Genomic DNA, 26,008 nt, shown 5'->3' with positions numbered 1-26,008 from the left:
CTGCAAAGATAAAAAGTAATTCTAAAAACCGAAATAATATTAATGTTTTTTAACATAATAAAAAATTATGCAAAAGAACCTTTCAATGAGCTTTAAAAAGCTCTTCACTAGAATTACAACGAATGAAAAACTCTACGATTTCAGAAAGCCTTTATGGTTTTCAAAAGTCCCAAGCGGACATTAATTTTTTGGACAGATGCCTTTACGGTGACGTCCTTGCATTTTTAGATTATGCACTCATAGTCAAACTTTCACAACAAGGTGATAAGCTGGCAAGAGAAATGAGTGAAAGTGTCAAAGCATTTATTGCTGAATTATACGCAGCATCTGTAAAATCTGATGTAAATAGAATTGACTATTTACTAAATGGCCTTGGTGAAACTCGCTACACAGGGATTGGTTATGCATCCGGTAATTATGACGGAAATGGCGTGGGAAAAATTATTGCCGAATCTTTAAGAGAAGGCTTAATCTTTATGAATCAAGCTATTGCAAAAGGAAACTATTCTTATTTCACCATTCCATTTGCTTTAGACAACATTCGGCATGATAGATCCTCAGACATAATAACCGCGTTAACAAAAAGTGCATTAATCAAATACACGGAAGATTTGGCGATCTCAGAAGGCTGGACAACAGTCACGACGGTAATAGACAATGTTTATGATGTTGCCACTCGAAAATGGATATCTGTTAAAGCCCAGCTTCCGATAGCTGATGGTAAACCTGCAATTCTATTTCCAAAAAGATTTATTAACACGAACTCGCACCTAGACAGTATATTTCGCTCGTTTAAAAAGTTTCTTTTTGATCGCTACATTAAATTCGATTTACAATATGCTGCATATTGGGACGAAGGAAAAGACTTTATTACGCAAAAACAATTTCGCGAAATTCTAAAAAGTCAAGGAAGAGATCAGAAAGCTGTAATCCGAGAGTATGTCCTTCGAGATTATGCAATTATCGATCAATTTGAGACCGCTTTAGAAAAAGTTTCACCCATGACCGATGCCGACCTCGAAATGCTACAACATTGTAGGGTTAGGAATATCGCTTAATCACGTATAATCAAATCTCAGTGGCGAGAAACTTCTCGCCACTTTTAAACAGAAAAAATATGAACAAAAAAGTAACATCAAATAAAATCGGGAGTCTAGCTTCAAAAATTTTGACAGACCCAAACTCTTCTAAGATATCCAAAGAGTTGGCCGGATCGGCACTTTCACAAATGAACAAAGGGAACCAAACAGGTGAAACCATGGAAAACAAAGCTTCTAAAGTACTTCAGAGTGACAAATATAGCGAATCTTCAAAGGCTTTAGCTGGTTCCATTCTATCTCAATCGAATAAAAAGAGATAGTGATTTTGAAAAGAGGCAATCTTAATACATTAAAAATAGTTTTTGCCTCACATAATAAAGCGAGCTTCTCAAGGTACATCTTGTAAGCTCGCTTTCCTTTAAAAAACTAAGACACAACCCCTTGAAAATGGGGCGTTTTAACTTGGAAGTTCATCAGCACATCTTCGATCAGAATTGAAATAAATTAATAGTTGGCATTGCACTCCGCGCTGATGTTTAGGCTTTCAGAAATACAGATGTACGCATAACTGATTTATCTCATATAAAGAACATTTATGACACCAGCTAGATTGCCTGGCATAATAAGTCTGCACGCCGGAGAGGAACAATTTCGGAATTTAAAAATCACAAATTAAGCACACATAAAGAGAACCACGATGCACAACACTCATTTATATGATCTACAGATAGGCTTCAACAACTCTCTGTAGACCACAAGCAATATCCCTGTAACTTTTAAATCCAAAAAACTTTAGCAAAGGTGTTTCATTTTGATACAAATTCATTATCCTCTTCTCAACTTCCGCTCAAGCTTGGACATATCCTGCGCTACTCGGCTGTCTAGTAACTTCGCATAATGTTGTGTGGTTTTAATATCCGTATGCCCCAACATCTTTGAAACGGTCTCAATAGGCACATTATTAGCCAGTGTAACAGTCGTCGCAAATGTATGGCGCGACATGTGGAATGTTAACGCCTTATGTACCCCACATGATTGAGCGATCTCTTTTAGGTAAGCGTTGGCCTTTTGGTTACTCGGAACCGGTAGAACAACATTTTTCGATGAGCAAGGAGGATAGTCTCTATACAAGGTTATTAATTCCATTGCTTTTTTAAGCAACGGTATATTCGACGTGGTTTCTGTTTTTTCTCGACTAGTCAAAATCCAGAGTTTTCCATCTACCCCTTCCCCGATCTCTTGCGGTGTAAGCTTTTTCACGTCTGCATATGACAGCCCCGTGTAACAGCAAAATACAAACACATCACGGACATGTGCTAGCCGTTGTTCAGTAAACTCTTTCTCTTCTATTCTGCGGAGTTCATCTTTTGTTAAAAATTCCTTTGGGGTTGCTTTTGCTTTGTTCTTATAAAATGTAAACGGGTCATCTTTGATCCAGCGATGGGCTATGCATATCCGTATAACCTTGCGAAAATGTTTGATATACTTGGCTGCAGAAACTTCCGAACAACCTAAGTCTGCACGTAGGAAAAATTCATACCCTACCACAAATGAATGATCAATGTTGTTGACTTCAATATCTTTGCGCTTGAGCCCCTGTTCCAAATAGCTCCGCAGATGAGAAATGGAAGTATTATAGCCCTTGAGTGTATTGGGTTTGAAACCGCGACCCAACAAAGCTTTAACCTGCGCATTGTGCTCAGCGAACACCTCCAGTAACTTTTTACGCTCAATGTCCCTACCTAGAAATTTCAATTTCATGATTTCCGCAGTAACTGTTGTCTCGTTCCTAACGAATGTGTGATGTATTTCCGCAACTTTATGCGCAACGGTATCGAGATAGGAATTGATGGAACGGGCGTCTTCTTTAGATCCGTTTACACGGTTGGCATGAGAGTCCCAACGGGAAGGCTCACACTGGCGACCGACCGAAATATCTTTTTGCTGGCAATCCACGGTAATCCGCAGGTAGATGGGCTTCGGACCGCTTTTGTAATTTTTTGGCTTCTTAAGGAAGAAGGACAGGGAATAATTTGTACTCATGATACATCATTAAAAAGTTAAACAAAATTAGCCATGCAACTAAAATCTGTCAAGACGTCTAAATCCGAAACATGTTCGATACCAGAGATTTACGCATCTGTATCGCGTCAGTACTCCCCAAAACAATGACGTCACAAATGACGCGCTTTTTCTTTGGGAATTTTTGAAAAAACCGATTCTCCGTAAAAACACAAAAGCCTGCAAACAACACGTTTGCAGGCTTTTGTAAGTTTTGACTTCAAGTCTGGTAGCCCGTAGGGGAATCGAACCCCTGTTTCAAGAATGAAAATCTTGCGTCCTAACCCCTAGACGAACGGGCCATTTGCTTTTGGTGATGCAAATATAAGCGCTCTAAATCTAACTCCAAAATGTTTTTTTCAGCCTATTTATAATAGGCTGAAATTGAAAACATTATTTTTTAAATAAGGTCAAATCCGATGTCTCTACGGAAGTATTTGCGCTCGAAAAACACCCTACCAGCGTCTGCTGTTGCCTGTTGCAGCGCATCAAACAGGTTATCTTGAAGCGTTGTTACGGCCAGCACACGACCACCTGCCGTGACCACTTTCCCATCAAGCTCCTTTGTCCCGGCATGGAACACAATAGAATCTTCTACATTTTCTATATTCGTGATCTCCTTTCCTGATTCATAATCGCCAGGATAACCACCGGATACCAGCATAACCGTCACTGCTGTCTTCGGGCTCACCGTAAATGAACGCTCGTGCAGATTCCCTTGCGCAACGCCCTCCAATAAATCAACCAAGTCTGAATCGATGCGTGGCAACACCGATTCCGTCTCCGGATCACCCATCCGAACGTTGTACTCAATAACGAAAGGCTCGCCATCCACATTCATCAATCCGATAAAGATAAAACCCTTATAAGGAATGTTATCCTTTTTAAGCCCCTCTACGGTAGGCTTAATAATACGCTCTTCCACCTTGGTCAAAAACGTCTCATCGGCAAATGGAACTGGAGAAATAGAACCCATTCCACCAGTATTTAAGCCTGTATCCCCCTCCCCGATGCGTTTGTAATCCTTTGCCGAAGGCAATACTTTGTATGAATTACCATCCGTTAATACAAAGACAGAAAGCTCTATCCCTTTTAAAAACTCTTCGATAACAACTACAGAACTCGCGTCGCCGAATTTTGCATCAGCAATCATTGCTGTCAGCTCCGCCTTTGCATCCTCCAAGGTTTCACAAATCAGAACACCCTTTCCTGCTGCCAGGCCATCCGCCTTCAAAACAATAGGCAACTTTTGCGATTCCAAATAAACCAACCCCTCTTCCAGGTTTGATTTATCAAACGATTTGTAAGCTGCCGTAGGCACATTATGCCTGAACATAAACTCCTTCGAAAAATCTTTCGACCCTTCCAGTTGCGCGCCCTCTTTTTGCGGTCCCACAACAGGAATATGTTTCAAATCTTCCCTACCCAAGAAGAAATCATGAATACCTTTTACCAATGGCTCTTCAGGGCCCACCAACAGCATATCAATAGCATTGGCCAAAGCGAAAGCAGCTATTCCTTCAAAATCCGTAACCTTTAAATCTATGTTTTGCCCATATTGACCCGTACCGGCATTTCCCGGTGCTATAAATAATTGGTTTAGTCTCGGACTTTTCGATAATTTATATGCAAAGGCAGACTCTCTTCCGCCTGATCCAATAATTAAAATGTTCATATCAACAAAGATACCGATGTAAATCAATAATCAACAAAAATTAATTCCGTGTACGTTTTTTTTTGTAAATTCCGTAAATTTTTAACCATTATGATGTGGATAAGACCATTTCTGCTTTTCCTTTTTATGCTCATTATCAGCGTTTCCAAGTCGCAAGATATACAGAGCCTATTGGCTAAAATCAATGCCTACCATGATTCTAGACCTATTGAAAAAATACACCTCCATCTTGATAAAAGCCGGTATACAGCCGGTGAAACAATCTGGTTTAAAGCCTATGAGGTCGTCGGCATTGAAAACATGATGTCCAACCTAAGTAAGATTGCTTACGTCGACCTTATCGATCCGAAGGACCGCATCATTTCCGCTATTAAAATCCCGCTAACAAGCGGCTTGGGAGTGGGAGATATCTCCTTACAGGATACACTAATCGAAGGAACATATCGCCTCCGCGCGTATAGCAACTGGATGCGCAACGATAGCACCGCTTATTTCTTCAATCAAAATATTGAGATCAGCAATGGTCGTTTAGACAATGTCCTTACAAAGTCAGGGTTACAGGGCGAAAGCTATACCGTGCAGCTGTTAGACCTGAATGAGAAACCACTCGCCGACGCTAATATACGCTACAACATCACAAAAAGTGACAAAAGCCTAAAACGCGGTCGGGTGAAAACAAATGCAGATGGAAAAATTGACATTCCATTTCGCCCCGATTATGGGGGCGCAAAATTGGCCATCGGTTTCGAGAACAAAGAGCAAGCACCTATAGAAAAGATCTTTAAGCTTCCAGCGGTCCAAACGTCGCAAAACAGCATACAGTTCTTTCCGGAAGGCGGGGTTCTGCTAAGCGGAACAATCAATAAAATTGCTATAAAGGCACTGCAGCCCAACGGCATGGGGATAGGCGCCACAACGTACATCCTTACATCAAAGGGTGATACCGCAGCCGTTCTAGCCAGCAATGCCTTGGGAATGGGGGCGACGCCGATTTTTATTACCGATGGCGAAACGTTCACCGCTCACACGAACTTCGCTGATGGAACAGGGACGGAAAATAAATTGGAAGGCATCCAAAAATCCGGCTATAATATTCAAGTAAACAATGGCAACAGCGCCAAGCTCTATGCGCAAGTTAATCTTAGCGCCGACAAGCAAGACAAGAGCGACATCTATTTCGTATTGCAGTATTTAGGTCGGGTTTACTATGTTTCCAAACAGTCTGCTTCCAAAGCAGAGCTTATCTTTTCGCTCCCGAAAGAGCAGCTCCCAAGCGGTGTCTTGACGATCAGTATTCTAAACGCACAATTTCAACCTGTACTAGAGCGCCCGATCTTTATCCATAACGAAGAGAAGATATTGCCCCTGCAGGCTAAGTTAAGTACCAATACTGCCGCCCCCCGGTCTAAAGTATCTGTCGCCTTAGAAAGCGGAAACGCTGCCGATAGCGTTCGCTATGCAGCTTTGTCGGCATCGGTTGTCAATCTTAACAAAACATCCACTGATAGTCTTAATTCACCTAGTATACTATCGAGTTTGCTGCTAAGCGCAGATTTAAAAGGCTACATTGAAAATCCACGCTACTATTTTGAAGAAGGCCGCCTTAACGATATTGATAATCTCCTATTGACCCAAGGATGGCGTAAAATAGATTGGTCTGGCACGCTGGATAGCACTAAAACCGATTTTTTGCCGGAAGAATCCATCAGCATTAACGGCCAAGCGCGTAAGTTGGGGCGTAAGGCCCCTGCTGCAGGCGCTAAAATGACACTGATATCCACGCAAAATTTTATGGATTTTATCGATACCGTTGCTAATGACCAAGGAGAATTTGTATTTGATGACCTCGCATTTCCAGATAGTATAAAGTTTTTGATCACGGCAAAAGATGAAAAGGGTAAAAACAATATCGATATTAACATTACACCAGATAGCAGACCGAGTATCGGGATTAACAAAAACGAAGCTTCCGAAAAAAACAATGTAAACAGCCTCTTGCTTGATGAGCTATTGCAAAGCAAAAAATATTTTGCCGGCTTAGAGTCGCAGGGATTAATGGAAAAAAGCATTGCCATAGAGGAAGTCATTGTCACGGCGCAACGGCCGAAACATAAAGCCTCGGAAAGTTCGGCCAACCTGAACGGCCCCGGCAATGCCGATCAGATTATTTCTGCGGAAGAACTTGAAACTTGCCCTACGCTAGACATGTGCCTTAATGGGCGATTAATGGGCGTAACGTTCCGCAATGGCGTGCCTTACACTACGCGCGGTGGCGGCCCTATGCAAGTAGTCCTTGATGGCATGTACATCGAAGGTGACCAGCTATCGATGATTACGCCTATGGATGTGCAAAGTATCGAGGTTTTACGCAACGTAAACCATACCGCTATTTACGGATCATTCGGAGGAAATGGGTTATTAATCATTACGACCAAAACAGGACGAGATGCCTTGCGCAACTACACACCGAAAGGAATATTGACGGTGCAACCTAAGGGCTTTCATCTCAATAAAACATTTTATAAGCCCGTTTATGAGCCAAGTTCGGAAACAACCTTAGATCAAGATTTCCGCACAACAATTCATTGGGAACCAAACCTGATTACAAACAAAGAAGGGAAAGCGACTTTTGATTTTTACACGGCAGAAGAGGCCGGCCAATACTTGATAACAATTGAAGGCCTAGACTTTGATGGACGCCTAGTCCATAAAACGCTTACACTGGATGTGAAATAATAGCAAGACATAGAAGGAGAGCTGATGCTCTCTTTCCATGTTCCACAAAATCTTATTTGGCCTACCGAACCATCCGTTGCTCTTCGGCGTCCAACTTAGCAATCATAAATCGCTTGATCGATGCATGCTGCACAGCATCTAATGCATCTACGAGATTTCTGGTAATCGCATATTCGCTAGGCTTAATCAGCACGATAAGATCGTCCCCATTTGTCGCCTGCCTTACCTGCTCGCGCATTTTCAGCAGCAGCTGCCCCAAGCCCAGTTTGTCATAGCTCACTTTTTGGGGGTTAGATTTGGGAGAATCGGAAGCTCCTTGATAATAAGTCAACTCATTATTGGCCCCCAAAAGAAGATTCAACGTGCGCTCTTCACTCAAAAGTATCGGTGCGCTAAGCGGGCCTGTTTTATCGGGCATAGCCACATCTAAGCTGTTAGGAGTTTGTAGCGAAGTGGTTAACATAAAAAAGGTAATTAAAAGGAAGGCCAAGTCGACCATAGCAGTCAAATCTACCTTTGGCATAGGCCTATTGCGGCTGCTTCTTCGCTGTTTACTTCCTCCATTGCGGTTGCCGTTTGTCAATTCTGCCATAATCGTATTGTTTAAAAGTAAAACAAGGGTTAATTAAATTTTGGATGATTTTTTGTGTATTTTTCCATAAACTATTATAAAGTGATTATGGCGGAATTCATAAAAACACAAATTACCGATCATATTGCCTACATTGGTCTAGACCGAGGTAAATCAAACGCGATGCATCTAGAAATGCTACAAGAGCTGCATGCAGAGCTTTTAACGCACCAAAAGAATCCAGCCATTGAGGCTCTTGTTTTACATGGCAAAGAAGGGTTCTTTTCATCTGGACTTGATCTTATCACCCTTTACGGATATGATGAACAAACCATGCTTCGCTTTTGGGAAGCTTTTATGGATGTCATCTACGGGCTCTCCTCTTTCCCGAAACCCGTTATCGCTTCTATTACAGGACACAGCCCTGCCGGCGGCTGCGTGTTAGCGTTATGTTGCGATTACCGGATTATGGCGGAAGGTGATTACGTTATCGGATTAAACGAGGTACCGGTCGGTATTGTGGTACCCCACAGCATTTTTGCACTTTACAGCTTTTGGATCGGCCAGCCCACCGCCTACAAAAATTTGTTGGAAGGAAAATTGCTCTCCCCGGCCGAAGCACACGACATTGGTCTTATTGACGAGATTACATCAGCAGACCGTATTCATACACTTGCCACGCGGAAAGCAAAAAGCTGGACGCAGTTTGATCGTTCCGCATGGGGTGAAACAAAAATCAATTTGCGGCAAGAACTTTTACAGAAAGTTAAAGAAAACAAAACAGAAGCCATACAACAGGTGTTAGAACAGTGGTGGCGACCGTCAACACGTCAAATATTAAAAACAATAATCGATAATCTTACTAAAAACAGGGGGTAAAACATGGTACAAGGTGCATTAAAGGCCGACGCTTTGCGCGGTAAAACAATCGTGGTTACCGGCGGGGGAACGGGATTGGGCAAAGCCATGTCGCATTATTTTTCGGAGCTAGGCGCCAACGTGATTATCACGAGCCGCAAAATAGAGGTACTCGATCAAACGGCAAAAGAAATAAGTGCTGCTACAGGAAACCCGGTGCTGCCTATCGCTTGCGATGTTCGCGATGTTGAACAGGTCGAAGATCTTCTTCGCAAAAGCGAAGAGGAATTTTCTCGAGTAGATTTGTTGGTGAACAATGCCGCGGGGAACTTTATCTCGCCCACGGAACGCTTATCTGCCAATGCCTTTTCCACCGTGATCGACATTGTTTTAAAAGGTACCGTAAACTGCACACTGACGTTCGGAAAAAACTGGATTGCCAAGCAACAAAAAGCATCGGTGCTAAATATCGTAACTACATACGCCTTCACCGGGTCAGGCTATGTCGTGCCATCAGCCATTGCCAAAGCGGGCGTCTTGGCATTAACACGATCTTTGGCCGTAGAATGGGGAAAGTATGGTATTCGAAACAACGCCATCGCACCCGGTCCGTTTCCGACGAAAGGCGCTTGGGACAGGTTATTGCCGGGCGAGCTTATGGAAAAGTTCGACTTCAAAAATCGTGTTCCACTAAAGCGCGTTGGTGAACATCAGGAACTGGCCAACCTCGCAGCTTTCTTGCTTTCGGATTTTGCAGGATTTATAAATGGTGAGGTCGTCACTATTGATGGTGGCGAATGGCTGCAAGGTGCCGGCGAATTTAATAATCTGGAAGCTATCCCCACCGATATGTGGGATACTATCGCAGACACCATCAGAAAAAACAATAAATCATGAGAAAAATAATCTTGGCTTTTTGCTGCGTGGCAACACTACTTGCGGCCTGCAATTCATCCAACAAAAAAAGTGAAGAAACAAAAGATTCCGTGTCAACGACCATGCGCCCTAGCGACGAGGCGCAAGCGATGACCGAGGTGATTACCCGATTTACTCGGGCCTACCTCAGTCAGGACAGTGAAAAGGCAAATGCCTTAATTCACCCGGACCTCGGGCTGTATATCATTTACCGCCCCGGGGCTATGGACAACTACCAACAGGTCGAGCGTTTAGATTTTAAAAAGCCCGTTCCAGAGCACTTCCCCTACACCAGCTTTGAGAACGATTATGTGCTTAGTTTTGCTGAACTCCCACATTATGACTGTGGCGGTGAAAAGTGGGACAAATTGGGCTTCTTCTGCGATAGCACCAAACAGGCAAATCAGCTTGCTCAAATCACGGCGTTCAAACAGGAGTTTGAACAGATAGATGCGACCACCGTCAATACTATAAAAGAGTTGGAGAAAGATAGCTACCGCGTGATCCTTACAAACGCAGAGAACCTTATCTTTCATATCAAAAAGTATAAGGGATCTTGGTATGTAACCGTATTGGATCGCGCCTACGGTTGGTGTGACGCTTAAGCACGTGAAACGATCTTAATTTTGTACATAACTATACCGTATTTAATATATACGGCAACATTGATTGAAAAGAAACGCCTATATTTAGGCATTAAATATCTATACATAATGAATACTATTGACCAAGCCACAAATAATCGCATACAACAATGGTTAAGCGCTGAATACGACGCAGAGACCGTTGGACAGGTACAAAAACTTGTGGATGATAAACAAGAAACTGAATTAATTGATTCCTTCTATAAAGAATTAGAATTTGGAACAGGAGGGCTGCGCGGCATCATGGGCGTCGGATCCAACCGCATGAACAAATACACCATTGGGAAAGCGACACAAGGCTTAGCCAACTACCTCAAACAACAGTTTCCTGATCAGGACGTTAAGGTAGCGGTTTCCTACGATAGCCGTAATAATTCGCAAAAGTTTGGCCAGCTGGTGGCTGATGTTTTCGCAGCGAACGGCATCCATGTCTATCTTTTTAAAGAACTGCGTCCTACACCTATGCTTTCATTTGCTGTGCGCCACTTTGGTTGCCAGGGAGGCGTAATGCTTACGGCCTCGCACAATCCAAAAGAGTATAATGGTTACAAGGCCTACTGGAATGATGGTGGACAACTTGTCGCACCACATGATAAAAACGTAATTACGGAAGTTAATGCGATACAATCTGTATCAGAAATAAAATTTGACGGCATATCAGAGAATATCACGCTGGTAGGTGAAGACTTCGATCAACTTTACATTGATGCGAACACGCAACTCAGCATTCACCCAGAGGCCGTGGCGGCGCAGAGCGATCTAAAAATTGTTTTCTCTTCTATACACGGTACCGGTATCACCATCGTTCCAAAAATGCTCGAAGCATGGGGCTTTAAAAACGTGCAAGTTGTAGATGAACAAGCGACTCCAGACGGAAACTTTCCAACAGTTGTATATCCAAATCCCGAGGAAGAAGAGGCTATGAGTATGGCCAAAAGAAAAGGGCAGGATATCGATGCAGACGTCGTGATGGCGACCGATCCGGACGCCGATCGCGTAGGTTTGGCGGTTAAAAACCACAACGGCGAAATCCAACTGTTGAACGGCAATCAAATCGGGAGTCTATTGACCTATTATGTACTGTCTTCGAAGAAAGAGAACGGCACATTAAAAGAAAACGATTTCATCGTTAAAACGATTGTTACTTCGAATCTCATCAGCGATATTGGTACGGGCTTCGGCGTTAAAAACTATGAGACGCTGACAGGCTTCAAATTTATCGGTGAAGTGATCACGCAAGTGGAGGGTAAAGAAAACTACCTTGTTGGTGGAGAAGAAAGTTATGGCTTTTTAGTCGGCGACTTAGTGCGTGATAAAGACGCGGTGAACGCATGCGCGTTCATTGCCGAGATGGCAGCCTACTTCAAGAACCAAGGAAAATCACTTTTTGATGTGCTATTAGAGATCTATGAAACCTACGGTTTTTACCAAGAGAAATTAATTTCGTTGACAAAAAAAGGAAAAGCGGGGGCTGATGAAATTAAACAAATGATGGCCGATTTGCGTGCAAATGCCCCGCAATCTCTTGGTGGAGTAGCCGTTAAGGAAATACGCGACTATGAAAATAGCGTATCAAACGTTCTTGCGGACAACAGCCAATCGAACATTGACTTACCCAAATCAGATGTGCTACAGTTTATTACCGTTGATGGCGACGTGATCTCTGCTCGCCCATCCGGCACAGAGCCAAAAATCAAATTTTACTGCTCGGTAAAGGAAAGCTTGGCAAACCGTTCAGCGTATGAGGAAACGGCTAAGAAGCTAGAAGAGAAAGTAAAGAATATCATGGCTGATATCGTAAAAGACTAAGCATGGATAAATGGACGTTGTTGGAGTCGGAATACATCATTCAAAGGCCTTGGGCAACATTGCGCGTCGATAAGTTGCAGATGCCAAACGGCACTATTAAAGACGAATACTATGTATTAGAGTATCCCACTTGGGTAAATATGGTGGGCATTACGGTAGATGATGAGGTACTCTTTGTAAAGCAATATAGGCACGGCGCCGGGCAGATCATGGTCGAATTGCCGGCGGGTGTGGTAGAAGCCGGTGAAGAGCCAGAACTCGCGGCTCGTCGGGAACTTCTAGAGGAAACAGGTTACGCATTTGAGAACATAGAGAAGATTTGTGAGCTTTATGCTAATCCGGCGACCAGCGGAAACCTAACCCACACCTATCTGCTTACGGGCGGTCGTAAAGTGCAGGAGCAAGAGTTGGACGCCTCCGAAGATATAGATGTCGTTCGCATGTCTATCGAGGAAGCAAAACAGTTTTTACTGGCTAATAAAATCGGCCAGGCACTTCATACTTCTGCTCTCTTTTATACTTTTCAGAAATTAGGTTTGCTTTAAGCAAACCTAATTTTATTCCCTAAAAACTGCCGCTCCCCGAATAATCCCCATGATTTTTGTACCTTTGCCATATGGCGAGAGAAATCTTTGAAACAAAGCGAAAAGCATTAAAAATTAACTTAAATCCAGACATTTACGGCACATTTGCGGAAATTGGCGCCGGGCAAGAGGTGGCTCGTAATTTCTTCGAAGCGGGTGCTGCATCCGGCACGATTGCTAAAACAATATCTGCATACGACATGGCTTTTAGCGATGCGATTTATGGCGTCGAAGAGTCTGGCCGGTATGTTAGTCGCACCCGCTTAAATAAGATGCTCCACCATGAATTTAATTTACTTACCGAACGTCTGCATGGCGAGAAATACGGCTCCAAGAAATTTTTCGCCTTTGCTGATACCGTAACGACACTAAACTTCACAAAAACCAATGAGCCGCATGGCTGGATTGGCGTACGCTTTCAACATGAAGTGGGCGGCCCGGTAAACGATATCGTGATCCATGTACGCTTGCTTGATAGTGATTCTAGGTTACAGTCCAAAGTATTAGGCATCCTAGGTGTCAATCTCATCTTCGCTGCCTATTATTATGCCGAAGATCCACAAACCATGATTGAGTCGTTGGTAGACAATTTATCTATTGGATCCGTTGAAATTGACTTGGTTAAAGTTTCCGGCCCCGTGTTTGAACAAGCAAATGAGCGTTTGCTCAACCTGTATCTGATCGCGAAAGGATTTGCGAAAGCAGCGATCTTCAGACCAGACGCGAAGGCCGCGCAAATAAAGGATTACTTATACAAGAAAAACATCATTATTTTACGGACAAAGTACCGGCAAAAGTCTAACCCAAACTTCGACCTCTTTAACCTCGCCGTAGAGCAATTTGAAAAAAATAGCGGTGCCACTGCAGAAGATACCGTTGTTTTGATCGAGGTTTTAATGAGTAATGCATTAGATGAAGATAACGCCATCACGGACGATGATCTCCGTTACTTCGCTGAGCGCGCGGAATACCTTTGTTCGACAGGGAACAATATTATGGTTTCCAACTTTCATCGTAATAATTACCTGGCCGAGTTCGTGAAGTCATTTAAGCCGAAACATGTAGGTATCGCAACCAACGTTTCCAACTTGAAGAACATCTTTAATACCCATCAGTATAATAAAGAGGAATATACAAACGAACTGCTTTCCTACATTTCCGGGATGTTCAGTAAAGATGTAAGGCTATATGCGTACCCTTATTTGGATAAGAAATCCAACGAAATCGTTACGACACGAAATATGCCAGTAGCTGATGAAGCGCAGCACCTTTTCGACTTTCTGATACAAAACAAATACATCGTCGATATTGAAAACTACGACGAGAAATACGTTAAGACTGTATAATACCACACATAAAGCAGGAGGATTGTTAAGTATTCCTCCTGCTGCTTTGTATCAACTTCCCTTTAACCGTATTAATCTTCTTAACCTTTTCGACCTTTGTTTTGTACATTTGAGAAAAGAATAAGTATGACACGGATATATTATGCGCTACCTGCGTTACTTTTGTTTATTGCTTCATGTGGTGGTGGGAAGTATGCAGCTACTGAAAAAATCTATAAAGAAAAAGCAAAGAATTTCGCCGCTCAATATGGTCAAGCTCCAGTAGAAGGGCAATTGGATAGGGTTCTCTCTAACAACAAAGAGTGGATCGCCTCTACAAACTTCGGCGTGCGCAAGCCAAACTATGTTATGATACACCACACGGCGCAGAAATCGTTGGAGCAAACTGTAAAAACCTTTCACAATGAGAAAGTAGGCGTTAGCTCACATTATGTCATCGGACGCGATGGCAAGATTGTACAAATGCTCAATGACCTCTATCGCGGGCATCATGCCGGTGCAGGCCGTTGGGGAAATGATACCGACCTAAACTCTTCGTCTATTGGGATCGAGCTGGATAACAACGGCACCACAGATCCTTGGCCCGACGCGCAGATTGCAGCACTACTCAGCTTATTGCAACAGCTAAAAGATACGTATAAAATTCCGCAAGCCAATTTCATTGGCCACATGGACTATGCACCTACACGTAAGAACGATCCCTCGCGCTTCCCCTGGAAGGCACTTGCAGACCGTGGATTCGGGTTTTGGTATGACCAGATATTGGAAGAGCCTCCTGTGAATTTCGATCCGAAGGTAGCCTTACGCGTCATCGGATATGATGTAAAAAATATAGATGCCGCCGTAAAAGCTTTTAAAATTCACTATATACAACGCGATACCACAACCGCAATCTTAACAGCGCAAGACCTGAAAATTTTGTACGCTATTTTTAAGAAGTATTTGTAGCATAGCTTATTATCGCAAAAAGGCTAAAGCGATATTTAATTAACTTCAAAATGCGTCATTGCTTCGTCATACTTAGCAATGACGCATTTTTTATATGGTAAGATTGCTTCGTCGTCGTTACTTCTTCTCGCGATGACGAAAACTAATCACCTTTTTACAGACTTGTCAGCAAAAGACTAACCGCGGATTAAGCCTCTGCGTATTCTTCAATAGATGGACAAGAACAGATTAACGTTCTATCACCCTGCGAGTCGTTTACTCGCCCTACGGAAGGCCAAAACTTATTAGCCTTCAAATAAGGAAGCGGATACGCTGCAGTCTGTCTGCTGTAAGGTCTGCTCCACTCATCTGCTGTGACTACCTCTGCGGTATGCGGCGCATGTTTTAAAACATTTTCTTTTTGGTCAGCTTCACCAGCCTCTACGGCAGCAATTTCCGCGCGGATGGCAATTAATGCATCACAGAAACGATCTAGTTCAGCTTTCGATTCAGACTCTGTTGGCTCTACCATCAAGGTGCCTGCAACGGGGAAATAAAATTTGTTCGAAAAAGATTTCATGTCGTACAAATTGCTTTTTGTTTTATTTGCAAGGAACAGAGATTATCAGTAAAATGAAAAGCTCATGATCCAGAAAAATTGCCCAAAATCCGAATTAAAGGCGAGCCGTTAAGACAATCTGAAGTCCAATAATCAATTCACTCATAAATCAAACACCGTATATAATAATTTGATGGCTATTCATTTAAGGAGGCTTAAAATATCCGTTATATCGGCTCATTAAATGATAATTCTCTCGGATTCGACAAAAAGGCTTTTTTTTATCTTTTTTTATTTTGATCATACATTTTTATTCAATACTTTAGAAAAAGTAAGAGCAATTAATCGTTAAACTCAAGCGTCTACTACTGCATGTTAATCGAGTCTTTCTCGCCAAAGACGTTAAAAAACTAAACAAATAAAATATGAAACACGATCCAACTTACTCAAACTACTCGATTTTGTAATAACAAATAGCTTAAATCGCTCCGTTTTTACCGCATTTTCAGAAATTCTATATCAAAGCATGGGGGTTTGGACACTTATTGCCAAATAACACTGAGAAACATTCTTTATTAGAACTTAAATAATCAGATAGCATACGCTTCCAAAGTGGACTGTATTTGTCTTAATGAACCCATATTCCCCAAAGACATCTTAGATGAAGAATACTTAACTAAACAATAATACCAAAATGAAACAAAAATTAATTTTTACTTTCCTTGTGCTTACATGTCTAACAGGCATTTCGTTTGCACAAAACCGTCAGCTGACAGGCATAGTGACCTCGTCAGTAGACGGTTCTCCCGTTGCCGGGGTCTCCATTTTGATCATTGGTACAAACAGCGCTACACAAACCGGTCCTGATGGGAGCTATTCTATTTCCGCTCCCTCAGAAGGCACGTTGGCCGTATCCTACATCGGATTTGTATCGCAACGCATTGCCATCGGAAACCGAACTGTTGTGAATGTGGAACTGGTTAGTGATCAGGCGGCGCTTGATGAGGTTGTAGTCGTAGGCTACGGAACGCAGACCAAAAGAGAAACCACAGGAGCAATAACTTCATTATCCGGAGAGAGTTTTACAAACAATTCAGCCTCTTCTATCGACAGAAACCTGCAGGGACTTGCAGCCGGGGTACAGAGTTCTGTCACTTCTGGGAACCTGAGCCAACCAGCAAAAATTCGAATCCGGGGACTAAGTTCGTTATCCAGTTCTTCAGATCCCCTTTACGTAATCGATGGGGTACCTTTTATCACTGGGGACGGAAGCGGTGTTTTTTACAACAACCCTTTATCTAGTATAAATCCAGACGACATTCAGAGCGTGGAGGTACTTAAAGATGGTGCTGCTACGGCTATCTTCGGCTCCCGCGCCGCAGGCGGGGTAATTTACATTACCACAAAATCAGGGAAGGCCGGCACCTCGGGTGTTAATTACAGCAATTGGTTCGCTTTGGCCACCCCATCGAAGCGTTACGATCTGCTCAATGCTAACGAATTTATCGAGATCTCGAATGAAAAATTACGCAATGCGGGAAACACCGAAGGTGCATTTCCCACGATTGACCCCGTAAGCAATCAGGAATACGACACTGATTGGCAAGATCTCGTACTCAGAAAAAATGCATTCCAGCAGAACCACGCACTGGCGCTCAACGGAGCCACAGAAAAGACCTCCTACTATTTTTCCGGCGGATTCGCAGATCTTCAAGGCGTTTCGGTTGCCAACAGCCAGCGAAAATATAACATCCGGGGTAAGGTTGATCAAAAAGCGTTAAACGACAAGCTCAAATTGGGAATAAACACACAGGTTTCCTATGTCGCAGACAGAGGATTTAACGATGGTGGTAGCGCTCTCTCGGGAAACATCGCCTCTGCTCTATACGCTTTGCCGAACGTGCCTTCTCAGTGGGCAGACGGTTCATACAACTTTTCCTCAGATGGAGCATCCCTAGGGCAGGGTGATAACACCAGAGGGATCGATGGAAGTTATACCAATGCAGCCTATACGCTAGCAACAAATATCTACAAAAGTTCAGTCTTCGCCTTCAATGGTAGCGCCTATGCTGATATGGAGCTTCTAAAGGGCCTGAATTTCAAATCACAGCTCGGTGTGCAATATATGGCCGGAGAGGACTACCTATACTGGAATCCGGTGCATGGGGATGGCAGGTCGGTCAACGGCCGTGTTTACCAGTATTATATCCCTCGATCGAGGTACAACTGGCAGAACTACCTAAGCTATAACGTTGAATTTGCAGAGAGCAAATTGAGCGTAGTCGCTGGAATCGAGGCGCAAAAAAGCACTAGCAGGAACTTTTTTGCCCATGGGTTTGACCTTTCTTCCACCTATTTCGCGGAAAATGAGAATATCATCTCTGGATCGCTAAATAGCCAACTGATCGGCGGTACTGCAAACGAAAATGTTTTTCAGGCTTATTTTGGCCGTGCAAACTACACGATACGAGATCGTTACTTCTTGTCCGCCTCCCTGAGACAGGATAGGATTTCTTCACTACCACACGGAAACCAAAGTGTACTTCTTCCGGGACTTTCACTGGGGTGGGACATTGCTAAAGAATCGTTTTTTCAGAGTAGTTTTATCAGCCAATTTAAGCTTCGTGGCGGGTATGCCACCGTGGGTAACACAGCTATCGGAAATTACCCATATGCGGGAATATTCAGCGCAGCAATCTACGGCGATTACTCCGGGATATACTACTCACAGACCGGAAATCCAGATTTAAAGTTTGAAACAAGCAAGAAATATAATTTGGGTGTGGATATGGCTTTCGTCAATGACAGATTCACTTTGACTGCGGATTATTTCAGGAACAACATAGATAACATGGTTCTCGGTGTGCCCACCCCTCCGTCTTTAGGTGTACCTGGCAACTCGATTAGTCAAAACGTAGGAGCTATGTATAACCAAGGTTTCGAGATCACTCTGGGAGGAAACGTTATTTCGAATGAAAATTTCAGGTGGAACACAAACATCAACGCAACCTTCGTGAAAAATGAAGTACAGACATTGTTCGATGGCAATGACATCACATACCCCTACCATATCGTCAGGGAGGGGGAGTCTGCAGGATCATTTTTCGGATATGAATACTACGGTGTAAATTCTGCCAATGGTAATGCGGTATATAGATCGCATAACCGCGATGCACAAGGCAATCTAGTCGAAGGACTTGTGCAATATAATGCTGTGGTTTCCTCTACTGGCAATACACCAGGCTGGAAAGTGTACAATCCCGAAGATGAAACCGACGTAAGTCAGGCGGGATCACTGGGAGAGAAACAGGTTTTGGGAAATTCGATGCCCACATGGTACGGTGGATTCAATAACACTCTTTTTTATAAAGGATTTGATCTAGCGCTTAATTTTTCCTTCTCGGGCGGGAATAAGGTGTTTAACCGTACACGCCAAGAGGTATTGAATAGCCAGACGTTCACTAATGCTGGTACGGAGCTTTTGGATCGTTGGACAACCCCGGGTCAGCAGACCGATGTTCCTAAACTCTTTTACGGTCAGGCGGCCAATATTAACCAGGTCAATTCCGTCACGACGCGTTTCCTGGAAAATGGAAATTTCCTACGCGCCCGTACGATCGGTTTAGGTTATACCTTTGACAACAAAGCCTGGCTGACAAATATGCACGTCAAAAATCTCAGACTGTTCGCAAATGTCGAGAATGCTTTTGTGATAACCAACTACAGCGGTATCGATCCTGAAGCTGCCAACAGTTTTACCACAAATACCCAAGGAGCTATTGACTTTATGTCAAATCCCATCCCCAGAACATTCACTTTTGGACTAAATGTTAATTTCTAATACGCTTGACTATGAAAATTTATATATCAAAATACTATCGACTACTGAGCGTCGCAACACTGGCGGTTTCCCTATGGACTGGTTGCAGCAAAGACTATACAGAACTGGATCCGCTAGCTTCACTATCTGAATCCACGGCTTTTACGACACCTTCCAACATCGAACTCGCCGTGAATGGCATGTATCGCCAAGCAGCTGTAGGTCAGTATGAAGGTGGAGCGGGAAGAGGGTATCCGTTTGGAGCCGCCAATACGGAACAAGGTGACATGCGTGGAGAGGATATGATCAATCTACAGGCATTCTTTCAGATCACCTTTATGAACCAGTATACGCCTACCACTGCAAACAATAAGAACCACTGGGAGCAACTTTACTCCTTAATCAATCAATGCAACGTGATTATCGAAGGCGTAGAAGGCGCTGCCAATGGGGGTGTTATTTCTTCTGAAATAGCTGATCCTTATAAAGGTGAGGCATTGTTTCTACGGGCATTGGCTCACCATGAATTGTTGCTACACTTTTGCCGTCCCTATGCCGATAATCCTACATCCAATAAAGGAGTTCCTTACCGTGTCGTCGCAACAACCTCTCCTGCCGCTGTTGAAGAAAACCTTTCGCTTGGCAGAGGAACCGTGGAGCAGGCGTACCAAAATATACTTGCAGACCTAGATCAAGCTGAAGGACTTTTGCCGATAGATCGTTCCGCCGCCGACCTAAGCATTTCCCGGGCGACCAAAGGTGCGGCAATTGCCATTAAGGCGCGGGTAAAGTTACATATGGCGGACTATCCCGGCGTGATTGTGGAAAGTACGAAGCTGGGCGCAAATGCAACGGGTTCATTTAGCTCTCCAATAGGAGGTTACGCATTAACGCCTGACCCCCTAACACCGTTCACCAGTTACACAAATAATCCGGAATCCATTTTTTCTATCGCACAGAGCGTAAATTCCAATGCGGGAACAAACGGGGCGATCACCAATATGTATGGTCCTGGGGCGCTACAAGGGCGTGACCTCATCGCTATCAGCCCAAATCTTTATAACGCGAGTTTCTGGTTAGCGACCGATCTGCGCAAAACAACCCTTACCTATAAGCAAACCGGGGGTGCCCGGCCCTTTGTCTACGCGTACAAATATCGCCGTTTTGGAAATCTGGACGACTGGAATCCAATCATAAGGTATGCTGAGGTGCTGCTGAACGCAGCTGAGGCTTATGCCTACTCCGGGGACAATGCACAGGCCCTCCGCCTTTTGAATGCTGTCCGTGACCGATCAGTAGGGGCGGCAAATTCTTTCGGGACAAGTGCTCCAGCAGATCTGCGGCAGGCCATCTACCAAGAACGTCGAATAGAATTCATTGCCGAAGGCAAAAGATGGGCTGACATCCACCGGTTGGCATTATCTAGCTACGGCACTGCAGGGATTCCTGCGAAGGTATTACCGGCTCAACTTACCAGCGCCGTATACGATGGGACTACAATCCTAAATCCATCCCAAGCAGCCGAGCCGTATACCGGATATCTTTTCTTGTGGCCTATTCCCCAAACAGAAATCGATTCAAATCCAACATTAAGAACGGAACAGAACGATGGTTATCAATAGACATCATTCACCCTACTTATAAAGGAGGTTCCCTGTGGTTAGGACACTTAAAAGCTAATCCATTAAGAAGGGGTTATGAATTTTTACATTCATAACCCCTTTTCCTTTGTCTATTTGAAAACGTTTATTATATACATGTACTAAATAATCGATTCTCAAAGATTTTATATGTGCTTTCCGCGTCGTTTATATGCTCTATTTTTTCAGGAGGTCTTTTTCCTTGCCCAACCTATGGGCAACGTCCTTTTTGTTCTCAACCAAGAAGGCTATTGCGACAAACAAACAATGACCGGACGTTTCGTCTGTTAGCAAGACCCCACACTGAGTTCGAGATGTTGATCATAATGCTAATGTAATCGGGGAAATCCGATCTACAGACGTTGAAGTCGCTGTGTTCGCATTAGACATTTAGCTTACCATACGAAAACAAAAACAGATGCACCATTCAGCACGTATAACCTTCAACACAAAAAATACGGCCGCCTCAAATAAGTTGAAACGGCCGCACTTTAAGGTTCAATATTCTAATTAAGCCTCTGCGTATTCTTCAATAGATGGACAAGAACAGATTAACGTTCTATCACCCTGCGAGTCGTTTACTCGCCCTACGGAAGGCCAAAACTTATTAGCCTTCAAATAAGGAAGCGGATACGCTGCAGTCTGTCTGCTGTAAGGTCTGCTCCACTCATCTGCTGTGACTACCTCTGCGGTATGCGGCGCATGTTTTAAAACATTTTCTTTTTGGTCAGCTTCACCAGCCTCTACGGCAGCAATTTCCGCGCGGATGGCAATTAATGCATCACAGAAACGATCTAGTTCAGCTTTCGATTCAGACTCTGTTGGCTCTACCATCAAGGTGCCTGCAACGGGGAAAGAAACTGTTGGTGCGTGAAAACCGTAGTCCATTAAACGTTTCGCTATATCGGCAACTTCAATACCTACGTTTTTGAATCCGCGGCAATCCAAAATCATCTCGTGTGCGCAGCGTCCGTTTGCTCCAGCATAAAGAACGGAGTAATGTCCTTCTAAACGTGCTTTAATGTAGTTTGCATTCAAGATCGCAATCTTCGTCGCCGCTGTTAATCCTTCCGTACCCATCATCGCGATATAGGCATATGAGATGGTCAGGATAGATGCCGATCCAAATGGAGCAGCAGAAACAGCAGAAATACCTTCTTCGCCGGAAACCGCTACTACTTCATGGTTTGGAAGGAAGGGTACCAAATGCTCAACAACACCGATAGGTCCCATGCCAGGCCCGCCCCCACCATGTGGAATACAAAACGTCTTATGTAGGTTTAAGTGGCAAACGTCAGCTCCAATGAAGCCAGGGCTTGTCAAGCCTACCTGAGCATTCATGTTTGCTCCGTCCATATACACCTGTCCGCCATTGGCGTGAATAATTTCACAAATCTCAATGATTGATTCTTCAAACACACCGTGCGTAGATGGGTAGGTCACCATCAAGGAGTTAAGGTTTTCAGCATGCTCTTCTGCACGTGCGCGAAGGTCTGCCACATCTATATTACCTAACTCATCACACTTCACAACGACCACTTTCAAGCCAGCCATAGACGCTGATGCCGGGTTTGTTCCGTGGGCTGATGCAGGAATCAAACAGATATTACGGTGGCCTTCCGAACGGCTTTCGTGGTATGCACGAATAACCATTAAGCCGGCATATTCGCCTTGTGCACCAGAGTTGGGCTGGAAGGACATTTTCGCAAATCCCGTAATCTCAGACAACCAATCGTTTAATTCGTTAATCAATTGCATGTAGCCCGATGTTTGATCTACCGGAGCAAAAGGATGCAGACCACCAAAGTGCACCCACGTTAAAGGCACCATCTCGGTTGTTGCATTCAACTTCATGGTACATGATCCTAGCGGAATCATAGAATGGCAAAGCGATAGGTCTTTGGATTCTAACGACTTGATGTAACGCAGCATTTCGCTTTCCGAATGGTAGCTATTGAATATCGGATGTGTCAAGTAATCAGACGTACGAACGAGCGATTCTGGGATGGATGAAGAAAGCTCTGCAGCCAACCCTTTTAAATCCACATCATTTAAACTTTTCGCCTTGATTTTTGCAAAAACCTTAACGATCGTCTGTATATCCTCAAAGGTGGTCGTTTCATCAATGGAGATGCCAACGGTACCTTCGCTATAGAAAAAGTTTAGCTCGTTGTTTAGCGCTTCGCCTTTCAGCGCACCAACTTGGTCGCCTACTACGACGCGCAGCGTGTCGAAGTAGGCGCTATTTGTTTGTTCGTAGCCGAGTTCCTGTAGGGCTTGATCCAATAATTTGGTCAAGTCGTTGATGCGGCTAGCAATATTTTTTATGCCTTTCGGGCCGTGGTATACTGCATAAAAAGAGGCCATAATAGCTAATAAAGCCTGCGCAGTACAAATATTTGATGATGCTTTATCGCGACGGATGTGCTGTTCCCGCGTTTGCAACGCCATACGTAGCGCATAGTCGCCATTGGCATCAGACGTTACACCGATAATACGACCGGGGATATTGCGCTTAAATGCATCTTTTGTAGCGAAGAAAGCAGCATGTGGTCCACCGAATCCCATAGGCACGCCAAAGCGCTGCGAGTTACCTACAACGACGTCAGCTCCCCATTCGCCCGGAGGCGTGAGCAAGGTCAACGAAAGAAGGTCTGCTGCAACGCAAATAGTGATATTTTTTGCATGTGCTGCGGTGCTGAAGTTCGTAAAATCTGAAATTGTACCATCAGCAGCGGGATACTGTATAAAGGCCGCAAAGACATCATCGGTAAGGTTTGCCTCTACCAAATCTGCCATACGGATTTCCACTCCAAAAGGCGTGGCCCTAGTCTGCAAAACGTCCAATGTTTGTGGATATACATTAGGCGTTACAAGGAAAACGTGAGCTGCCTTGTTTTTACGCGCACTGTAAAGCATAAACATAGCTTCTGCAGCAGCAGTAGCCTCGTCTAACAATGATGCATTCGCAACATCCAAACCGGTAAGATCGGAAACGGCTGTTTGGAAGTTAAGCAATGCCTGCAAACGTCCTTGCGCGATTTCTGCCTGATAGGGAGTGTACTGCGTATACCAACCTGGATTTTCCAGCACATTGCGCTGAATAACGCCGGGTACAGTCACGTCGTAATAACCTTGACCTATGTAAGATTTGAATACTTTGTTTTTATCTGCAAGCTGCTTCACCTTGGCTAAATAACCTTTCTCGCTCAACGCTTCCGGTAAAGCCAGTGGTTTCTTCAGTCTGATTTGGCTGGGAACGGTTTGCTCGATAAGTTCATCTACCGACGATACGCCTAAGAAGGCTAACATTTCTTGCGCCTCTTCTGCCCTCGGGCCGTTATGACGATCTTGAAATTTTTCTTGATAAAATACGTTGCTCATTGTTGCGCTTAACTTTTTCCTTCGCATCATCCTAAACCCATCCTATGCGGTCTTTAGAAAGACACTTTTTCATATACGTTTTGAGAGTGCAAAAATACGATTTTATCTGCGAATAAATAGCTGGACATTTCATTTCTTTACGACAAAAATATAACAATCGTTTGCGTGGCCCTTGGCAGCAACAAACTCTTGATTATGAACGCGTAATTCCCCTTTATTTGTAACTTCAGAGGTCATCCCCTCCTACAGGTTGTCAATAAATTTTCGAAATGCTGCTATGCCTTTTCCTTATACAATTTTCACCTCCAATCCATCAGCGAGCTCTAGTTCCGTAACAGTACCTTTAGAATAGCCTTTTATATAAAAACCAAAGGTAATAGAGAGAAAGCGAGTTAGTTATTTTTCATAATTCGCCTGTTTATAAACCACCTATAAATCGATAAAAATAGCACCTACGCTACAGGTTACGATCAAAATAATTAACTATCTTTATATCATATTTGCGACCTATATTAATTTTTATGTTGAAGCTTTCAGTCAAAAACGAGACAAGTAAATTACGTGCGGTCATTTTAGGAACAGTCGATAAAAACGGCCCCACTCCTGACGCAGCGGACGCATATGATCCAAAATCCCGAGAGCACATCTTAGCGGGAACTTACCCTCTAGAGAAGGATATGCAGGAAGAGATAAATCGCTTCCTCCAGGTTTTGGAGCGGCATGAAGTCACCGTCCATCGTCCCGATATCATCCCTGATTTAAATCAGATATTCTCTCGCGATATCGGTTTTGTTATAGACGATATCCTTATCAAAGCAAACATACTGCCCGATCGTGCCGCAGAATGGCAAGCGATCCAACATATCGTAAAAAAGATCGAGCCCTCTAAATTAATTATTCCTCCAGAAGATGTTCATATTGAAGGTGGTGATGTGATTGTTTGGAACGACTACCTTTTCGTGGGTACCTATCTCGGCTCCGATTATGCCGCGCTAAATACGGCGCGCACCAATATGCAGGGGGTACACTTTTTGAAGGAGTTGTTTCCAGATAAAAAAGTTCTTGCATTTGATCTTATAAAATCTATGACCGATGCCCGTAAGAATGCATTGCACCTCGACTGTTGCTTTCAACCTGTTGGCACGGATAAGGCAATTATTTTTAAAGGCGGCTTTCGTAATCCGGATGAATACCAATACCTACATGATCTATTTGGCGAAGAAAATCTGCTTCATATCACCGCAGATGAAATGTACCAAATGTTTAGTAACGTATTCTCTATTTCCGAAAAGGTTGTCGTCACAGAAGAGCGGTTTGACCGGCTTAACCAATGGCTAAGCAGAAAAGGATTCGCCGTAGAGAAGATTCCTTACCATGAAATAGGGAAACAAGAAGGGTTATTGCGGTGCTCCACACTTCCACTCTATCGAGATTAACAC

The 26,008-nt window shown here is 43.6% G+C and carries 18 protein-coding genes and 1 tRNA gene; 13 read left to right on the top strand and 6 right to left on the bottom strand.

Translation table 11 applies throughout. The features are described from left to right. Window positions 1-122: 122 nt before the first annotated feature. Window positions 123-1,058: a hypothetical protein gene (locus DI53_RS08655; RefSeq protein WP_037497662.1), complete on the top strand. Its 936-nt coding sequence runs from the start codon at window positions 123-125 to the stop codon at window positions 1,056-1,058. A 59-nt stretch (window positions 1,059-1,117) separates the two neighbouring features. After that, on the top strand, window positions 1,118-1,360 hold the full coding sequence (locus tag DI53_RS08650) for a hypothetical protein (protein WP_037497660.1): 243 nt from the start codon (window positions 1,118-1,120) through the stop codon (window positions 1,358-1,360). Window positions 1,361-1,865: 505 nt separating this feature from the next. Here the strand turns inward: DI53_RS08650 and DI53_RS08645 are convergent. The 3 genes from DI53_RS08645 to purD form a co-directional block, all read right to left on the bottom strand. Beyond that, window positions 1,866-3,083, bottom strand: a complete 1,218-nt coding sequence (locus DI53_RS08645) for a site-specific integrase (RefSeq protein WP_037497658.1) — start codon at window positions 3,081-3,083, stop codon at window positions 1,866-1,868. A 245-nt stretch (window positions 3,084-3,328) separates the two neighbouring features. Continuing rightward, a tRNA-Glu gene (locus tag DI53_RS08640) sits at window positions 3,329-3,403 on the bottom strand. 98 nt (window positions 3,404-3,501) lie between these two features. Then, complete coding sequence (gene purD / locus DI53_RS08635; protein ID WP_037497656.1) at window positions 3,502-4,776, bottom strand: phosphoribosylamine--glycine ligase; 1,275 nt, start codon at window positions 4,774-4,776, stop codon at window positions 3,502-3,504. A 90-nt stretch (window positions 4,777-4,866) separates the two neighbouring features. Here purD and DI53_RS08630 point away from each other — a divergent pair, with 90 nt between their 5' ends. Then, window positions 4,867-7,512, top strand: coding sequence for a TonB-dependent receptor plug domain-containing protein (locus DI53_RS08630; protein ID WP_081939419.1), 2,646 nt, complete (start codon window positions 4,867-4,869; stop codon window positions 7,510-7,512). 61 nt (window positions 7,513-7,573) lie between these two features. Here the strand turns inward: DI53_RS08630 and DI53_RS08625 are convergent, their stop codons facing one another. Beyond that, a complete protein-coding gene (locus DI53_RS08625; protein ID WP_037497655.1) occupies window positions 7,574-8,104 on the bottom strand; it encodes an ExbD/TolR family protein in 531 nt (176 codons plus the stop codon). Between the two features lie 87 nt (window positions 8,105-8,191). Here DI53_RS08625 and DI53_RS08620 point away from each other — a divergent pair, with 87 nt between their 5' ends. From DI53_RS08620 to DI53_RS08590, 7 genes are all read left to right on the top strand, one after another. Then, window positions 8,192-8,962 carry an enoyl-CoA hydratase/isomerase family protein gene (locus DI53_RS08620; RefSeq protein WP_037497653.1) on the top strand — a complete coding sequence of 257 codons (771 nt, stop codon included), beginning with the start codon at window positions 8,192-8,194 and terminating at the stop codon, window positions 8,960-8,962. A gap of 3 nt (window positions 8,963-8,965) precedes the next feature. Further along, entirely contained in the window at window positions 8,966-9,838 is an 873-nt protein-coding gene (locus tag DI53_RS08615; protein WP_037497652.1) for an SDR family oxidoreductase, read from the top strand. Beyond that, complete coding sequence (locus DI53_RS08610) at window positions 9,835-10,461, top strand: hypothetical protein (RefSeq protein WP_037497650.1); 627 nt, start codon at window positions 9,835-9,837, stop codon at window positions 10,459-10,461. The genes DI53_RS08615 and DI53_RS08610 overlap by 4 nt, the downstream gene beginning before the upstream one ends. Before the next feature lie 108 nt (window positions 10,462-10,569). Continuing rightward, entirely contained in the window at window positions 10,570-12,309 is a 1,740-nt protein-coding gene (locus tag DI53_RS08605) for a phospho-sugar mutase (RefSeq protein ID WP_037497757.1), read from the top strand. A 2-nt stretch (window positions 12,310-12,311) separates the two neighbouring features. Further along, window positions 12,312-12,854 (top strand): NUDIX hydrolase, encoded by a 543-nt coding sequence (locus DI53_RS08600; RefSeq protein ID WP_037497648.1) that lies wholly within the window; start codon window positions 12,312-12,314, stop codon window positions 12,852-12,854. 71 nt (window positions 12,855-12,925) lie between these two features. Next, window positions 12,926-14,239: a hypothetical protein gene (locus tag DI53_RS08595; protein ID WP_037497647.1), complete on the top strand. Its 1,314-nt coding sequence runs from the start codon at window positions 12,926-12,928 to the stop codon at window positions 14,237-14,239. A gap of 126 nt (window positions 14,240-14,365) precedes the next feature. Further along, window positions 14,366-15,187, top strand: coding sequence for an N-acetylmuramoyl-L-alanine amidase (locus tag DI53_RS08590; protein WP_052072220.1), 822 nt, complete (start codon window positions 14,366-14,368; stop codon window positions 15,185-15,187). A 187-nt stretch (window positions 15,188-15,374) separates the two neighbouring features. Here DI53_RS08590 and DI53_RS08585 read toward each other — a convergent pair whose 3' ends face one another. Next, window positions 15,375-15,755 carry a hypothetical protein gene (locus DI53_RS08585; RefSeq protein ID WP_338056435.1) on the bottom strand — a complete coding sequence of 127 codons (381 nt, stop codon included), beginning with the start codon at window positions 15,753-15,755 and terminating at the stop codon, window positions 15,375-15,377. Between the two features lie 664 nt (window positions 15,756-16,419). On the opposite strand from DI53_RS08585, the gene DI53_RS08580 reads away from it, so the two are divergent. Together DI53_RS08580 and DI53_RS08575 are read left to right on the top strand one after the other, a co-directional pair. Further along, window positions 16,420-19,566 (top strand): SusC/RagA family TonB-linked outer membrane protein, encoded by a 3,147-nt coding sequence (locus DI53_RS08580; RefSeq protein ID WP_037497643.1) that lies wholly within the window; start codon window positions 16,420-16,422, stop codon window positions 19,564-19,566. 11 nt (window positions 19,567-19,577) lie between these two features. Then, complete coding sequence (locus DI53_RS08575) at window positions 19,578-21,167, top strand: RagB/SusD family nutrient uptake outer membrane protein (protein WP_037497641.1); 1,590 nt, start codon at window positions 19,578-19,580, stop codon at window positions 21,165-21,167. A gap of 528 nt (window positions 21,168-21,695) precedes the next feature. On the opposite strand, the gene gcvP is transcribed toward DI53_RS08575, so the two are convergent. After that, on the bottom strand, window positions 21,696-24,569 hold the full coding sequence (gcvP, locus tag DI53_RS08570) for an aminomethyl-transferring glycine dehydrogenase (protein ID WP_037497640.1): 2,874 nt from the start codon (window positions 24,567-24,569) through the stop codon (window positions 21,696-21,698). 521 nt (window positions 24,570-25,090) lie between these two features. On the opposite strand from gcvP, the gene DI53_RS08565 reads away from it, so the two are divergent. Then, entirely contained in the window at window positions 25,091-26,005 is a 915-nt protein-coding gene (locus DI53_RS08565) for a dimethylarginine dimethylaminohydrolase family protein (RefSeq protein ID WP_037497638.1), read from the top strand. Window positions 26,006-26,008: the final 3 nt, after the last annotated feature.

The organism is Sphingobacterium deserti, assembly GCF_000757725.1.
Classification (GTDB): Bacteria; Bacteroidota; Bacteroidia; order Sphingobacteriales; family Sphingobacteriaceae; genus Sphingobacterium; species Sphingobacterium deserti.
This window is presented reverse-complemented; position numbering and strand designations above follow the sequence as displayed.

What these genes read in the sequence shown, in the direction of transcription:
- DI53_RS08650 (WP_037497660.1), top strand. Translation starts at nt 1,118, where the DNA reads ATGAACAAAAAAGTAACATCAAATAAAATCGGGAGTCTAGCTTCAAAA.
- DI53_RS08620 (WP_037497653.1), top strand. Translation starts at nt 8,192, where the DNA reads ATGGCGGAATTCATAAAAACACAAATTACCGATCATATTGCCTACATT.
- DI53_RS08595 (WP_037497647.1), top strand. Translation starts at nt 12,926, where the DNA reads ATGGCGAGAGAAATCTTTGAAACAAAGCGAAAAGCATTAAAAATTAAC.
- DI53_RS08615 (WP_037497652.1), top strand. Translation starts at nt 8,966, where the DNA reads ATGGTACAAGGTGCATTAAAGGCCGACGCTTTGCGCGGTAAAACAATC.
- DI53_RS08605 (WP_037497757.1), top strand. Translation starts at nt 10,570, where the DNA reads ATGAATACTATTGACCAAGCCACAAATAATCGCATACAACAATGGTTA.
- DI53_RS08610 (WP_037497650.1), top strand. Translation starts at nt 9,835, where the DNA reads ATGAGAAAAATAATCTTGGCTTTTTGCTGCGTGGCAACACTACTTGCG.
- DI53_RS08645 (WP_037497658.1), bottom strand. Translation starts at nt 3,083, where the DNA reads ATGAGTACAAATTATTCCCTGTCCTTCTTCCTTAAGAAGCCAAAAAAT.
- DI53_RS08575 (WP_037497641.1), top strand. Translation starts at nt 19,578, where the DNA reads ATGAAAATTTATATATCAAAATACTATCGACTACTGAGCGTCGCAACA.
- DI53_RS08565 (WP_037497638.1), top strand. Translation starts at nt 25,091, where the DNA reads ATGTTGAAGCTTTCAGTCAAAAACGAGACAAGTAAATTACGTGCGGTC.
- gcvP (WP_037497640.1), bottom strand. Translation starts at nt 24,569, where the DNA reads ATGAGCAACGTATTTTATCAAGAAAAATTTCAAGATCGTCATAACGGC.
- DI53_RS08600 (WP_037497648.1), top strand. Translation starts at nt 12,312, where the DNA reads ATGGATAAATGGACGTTGTTGGAGTCGGAATACATCATTCAAAGGCCT.
- DI53_RS08655 (WP_037497662.1), top strand. Translation starts at nt 123, where the DNA reads ATGAAAAACTCTACGATTTCAGAAAGCCTTTATGGTTTTCAAAAGTCC.
- DI53_RS08625 (WP_037497655.1), bottom strand. Translation starts at nt 8,104, where the DNA reads ATGGCAGAATTGACAAACGGCAACCGCAATGGAGGAAGTAAACAGCGA.
- DI53_RS08630 (WP_081939419.1), top strand. Translation starts at nt 4,867, where the DNA reads ATGATGTGGATAAGACCATTTCTGCTTTTCCTTTTTATGCTCATTATC.
- DI53_RS08580 (WP_037497643.1), top strand. Translation starts at nt 16,420, where the DNA reads ATGAAACAAAAATTAATTTTTACTTTCCTTGTGCTTACATGTCTAACA.
- purD (WP_037497656.1), bottom strand. Translation starts at nt 4,776, where the DNA reads ATGAACATTTTAATTATTGGATCAGGCGGAAGAGAGTCTGCCTTTGCA.
- DI53_RS08590 (WP_052072220.1), top strand. Translation starts at nt 14,366, where the DNA reads ATGACACGGATATATTATGCGCTACCTGCGTTACTTTTGTTTATTGCT.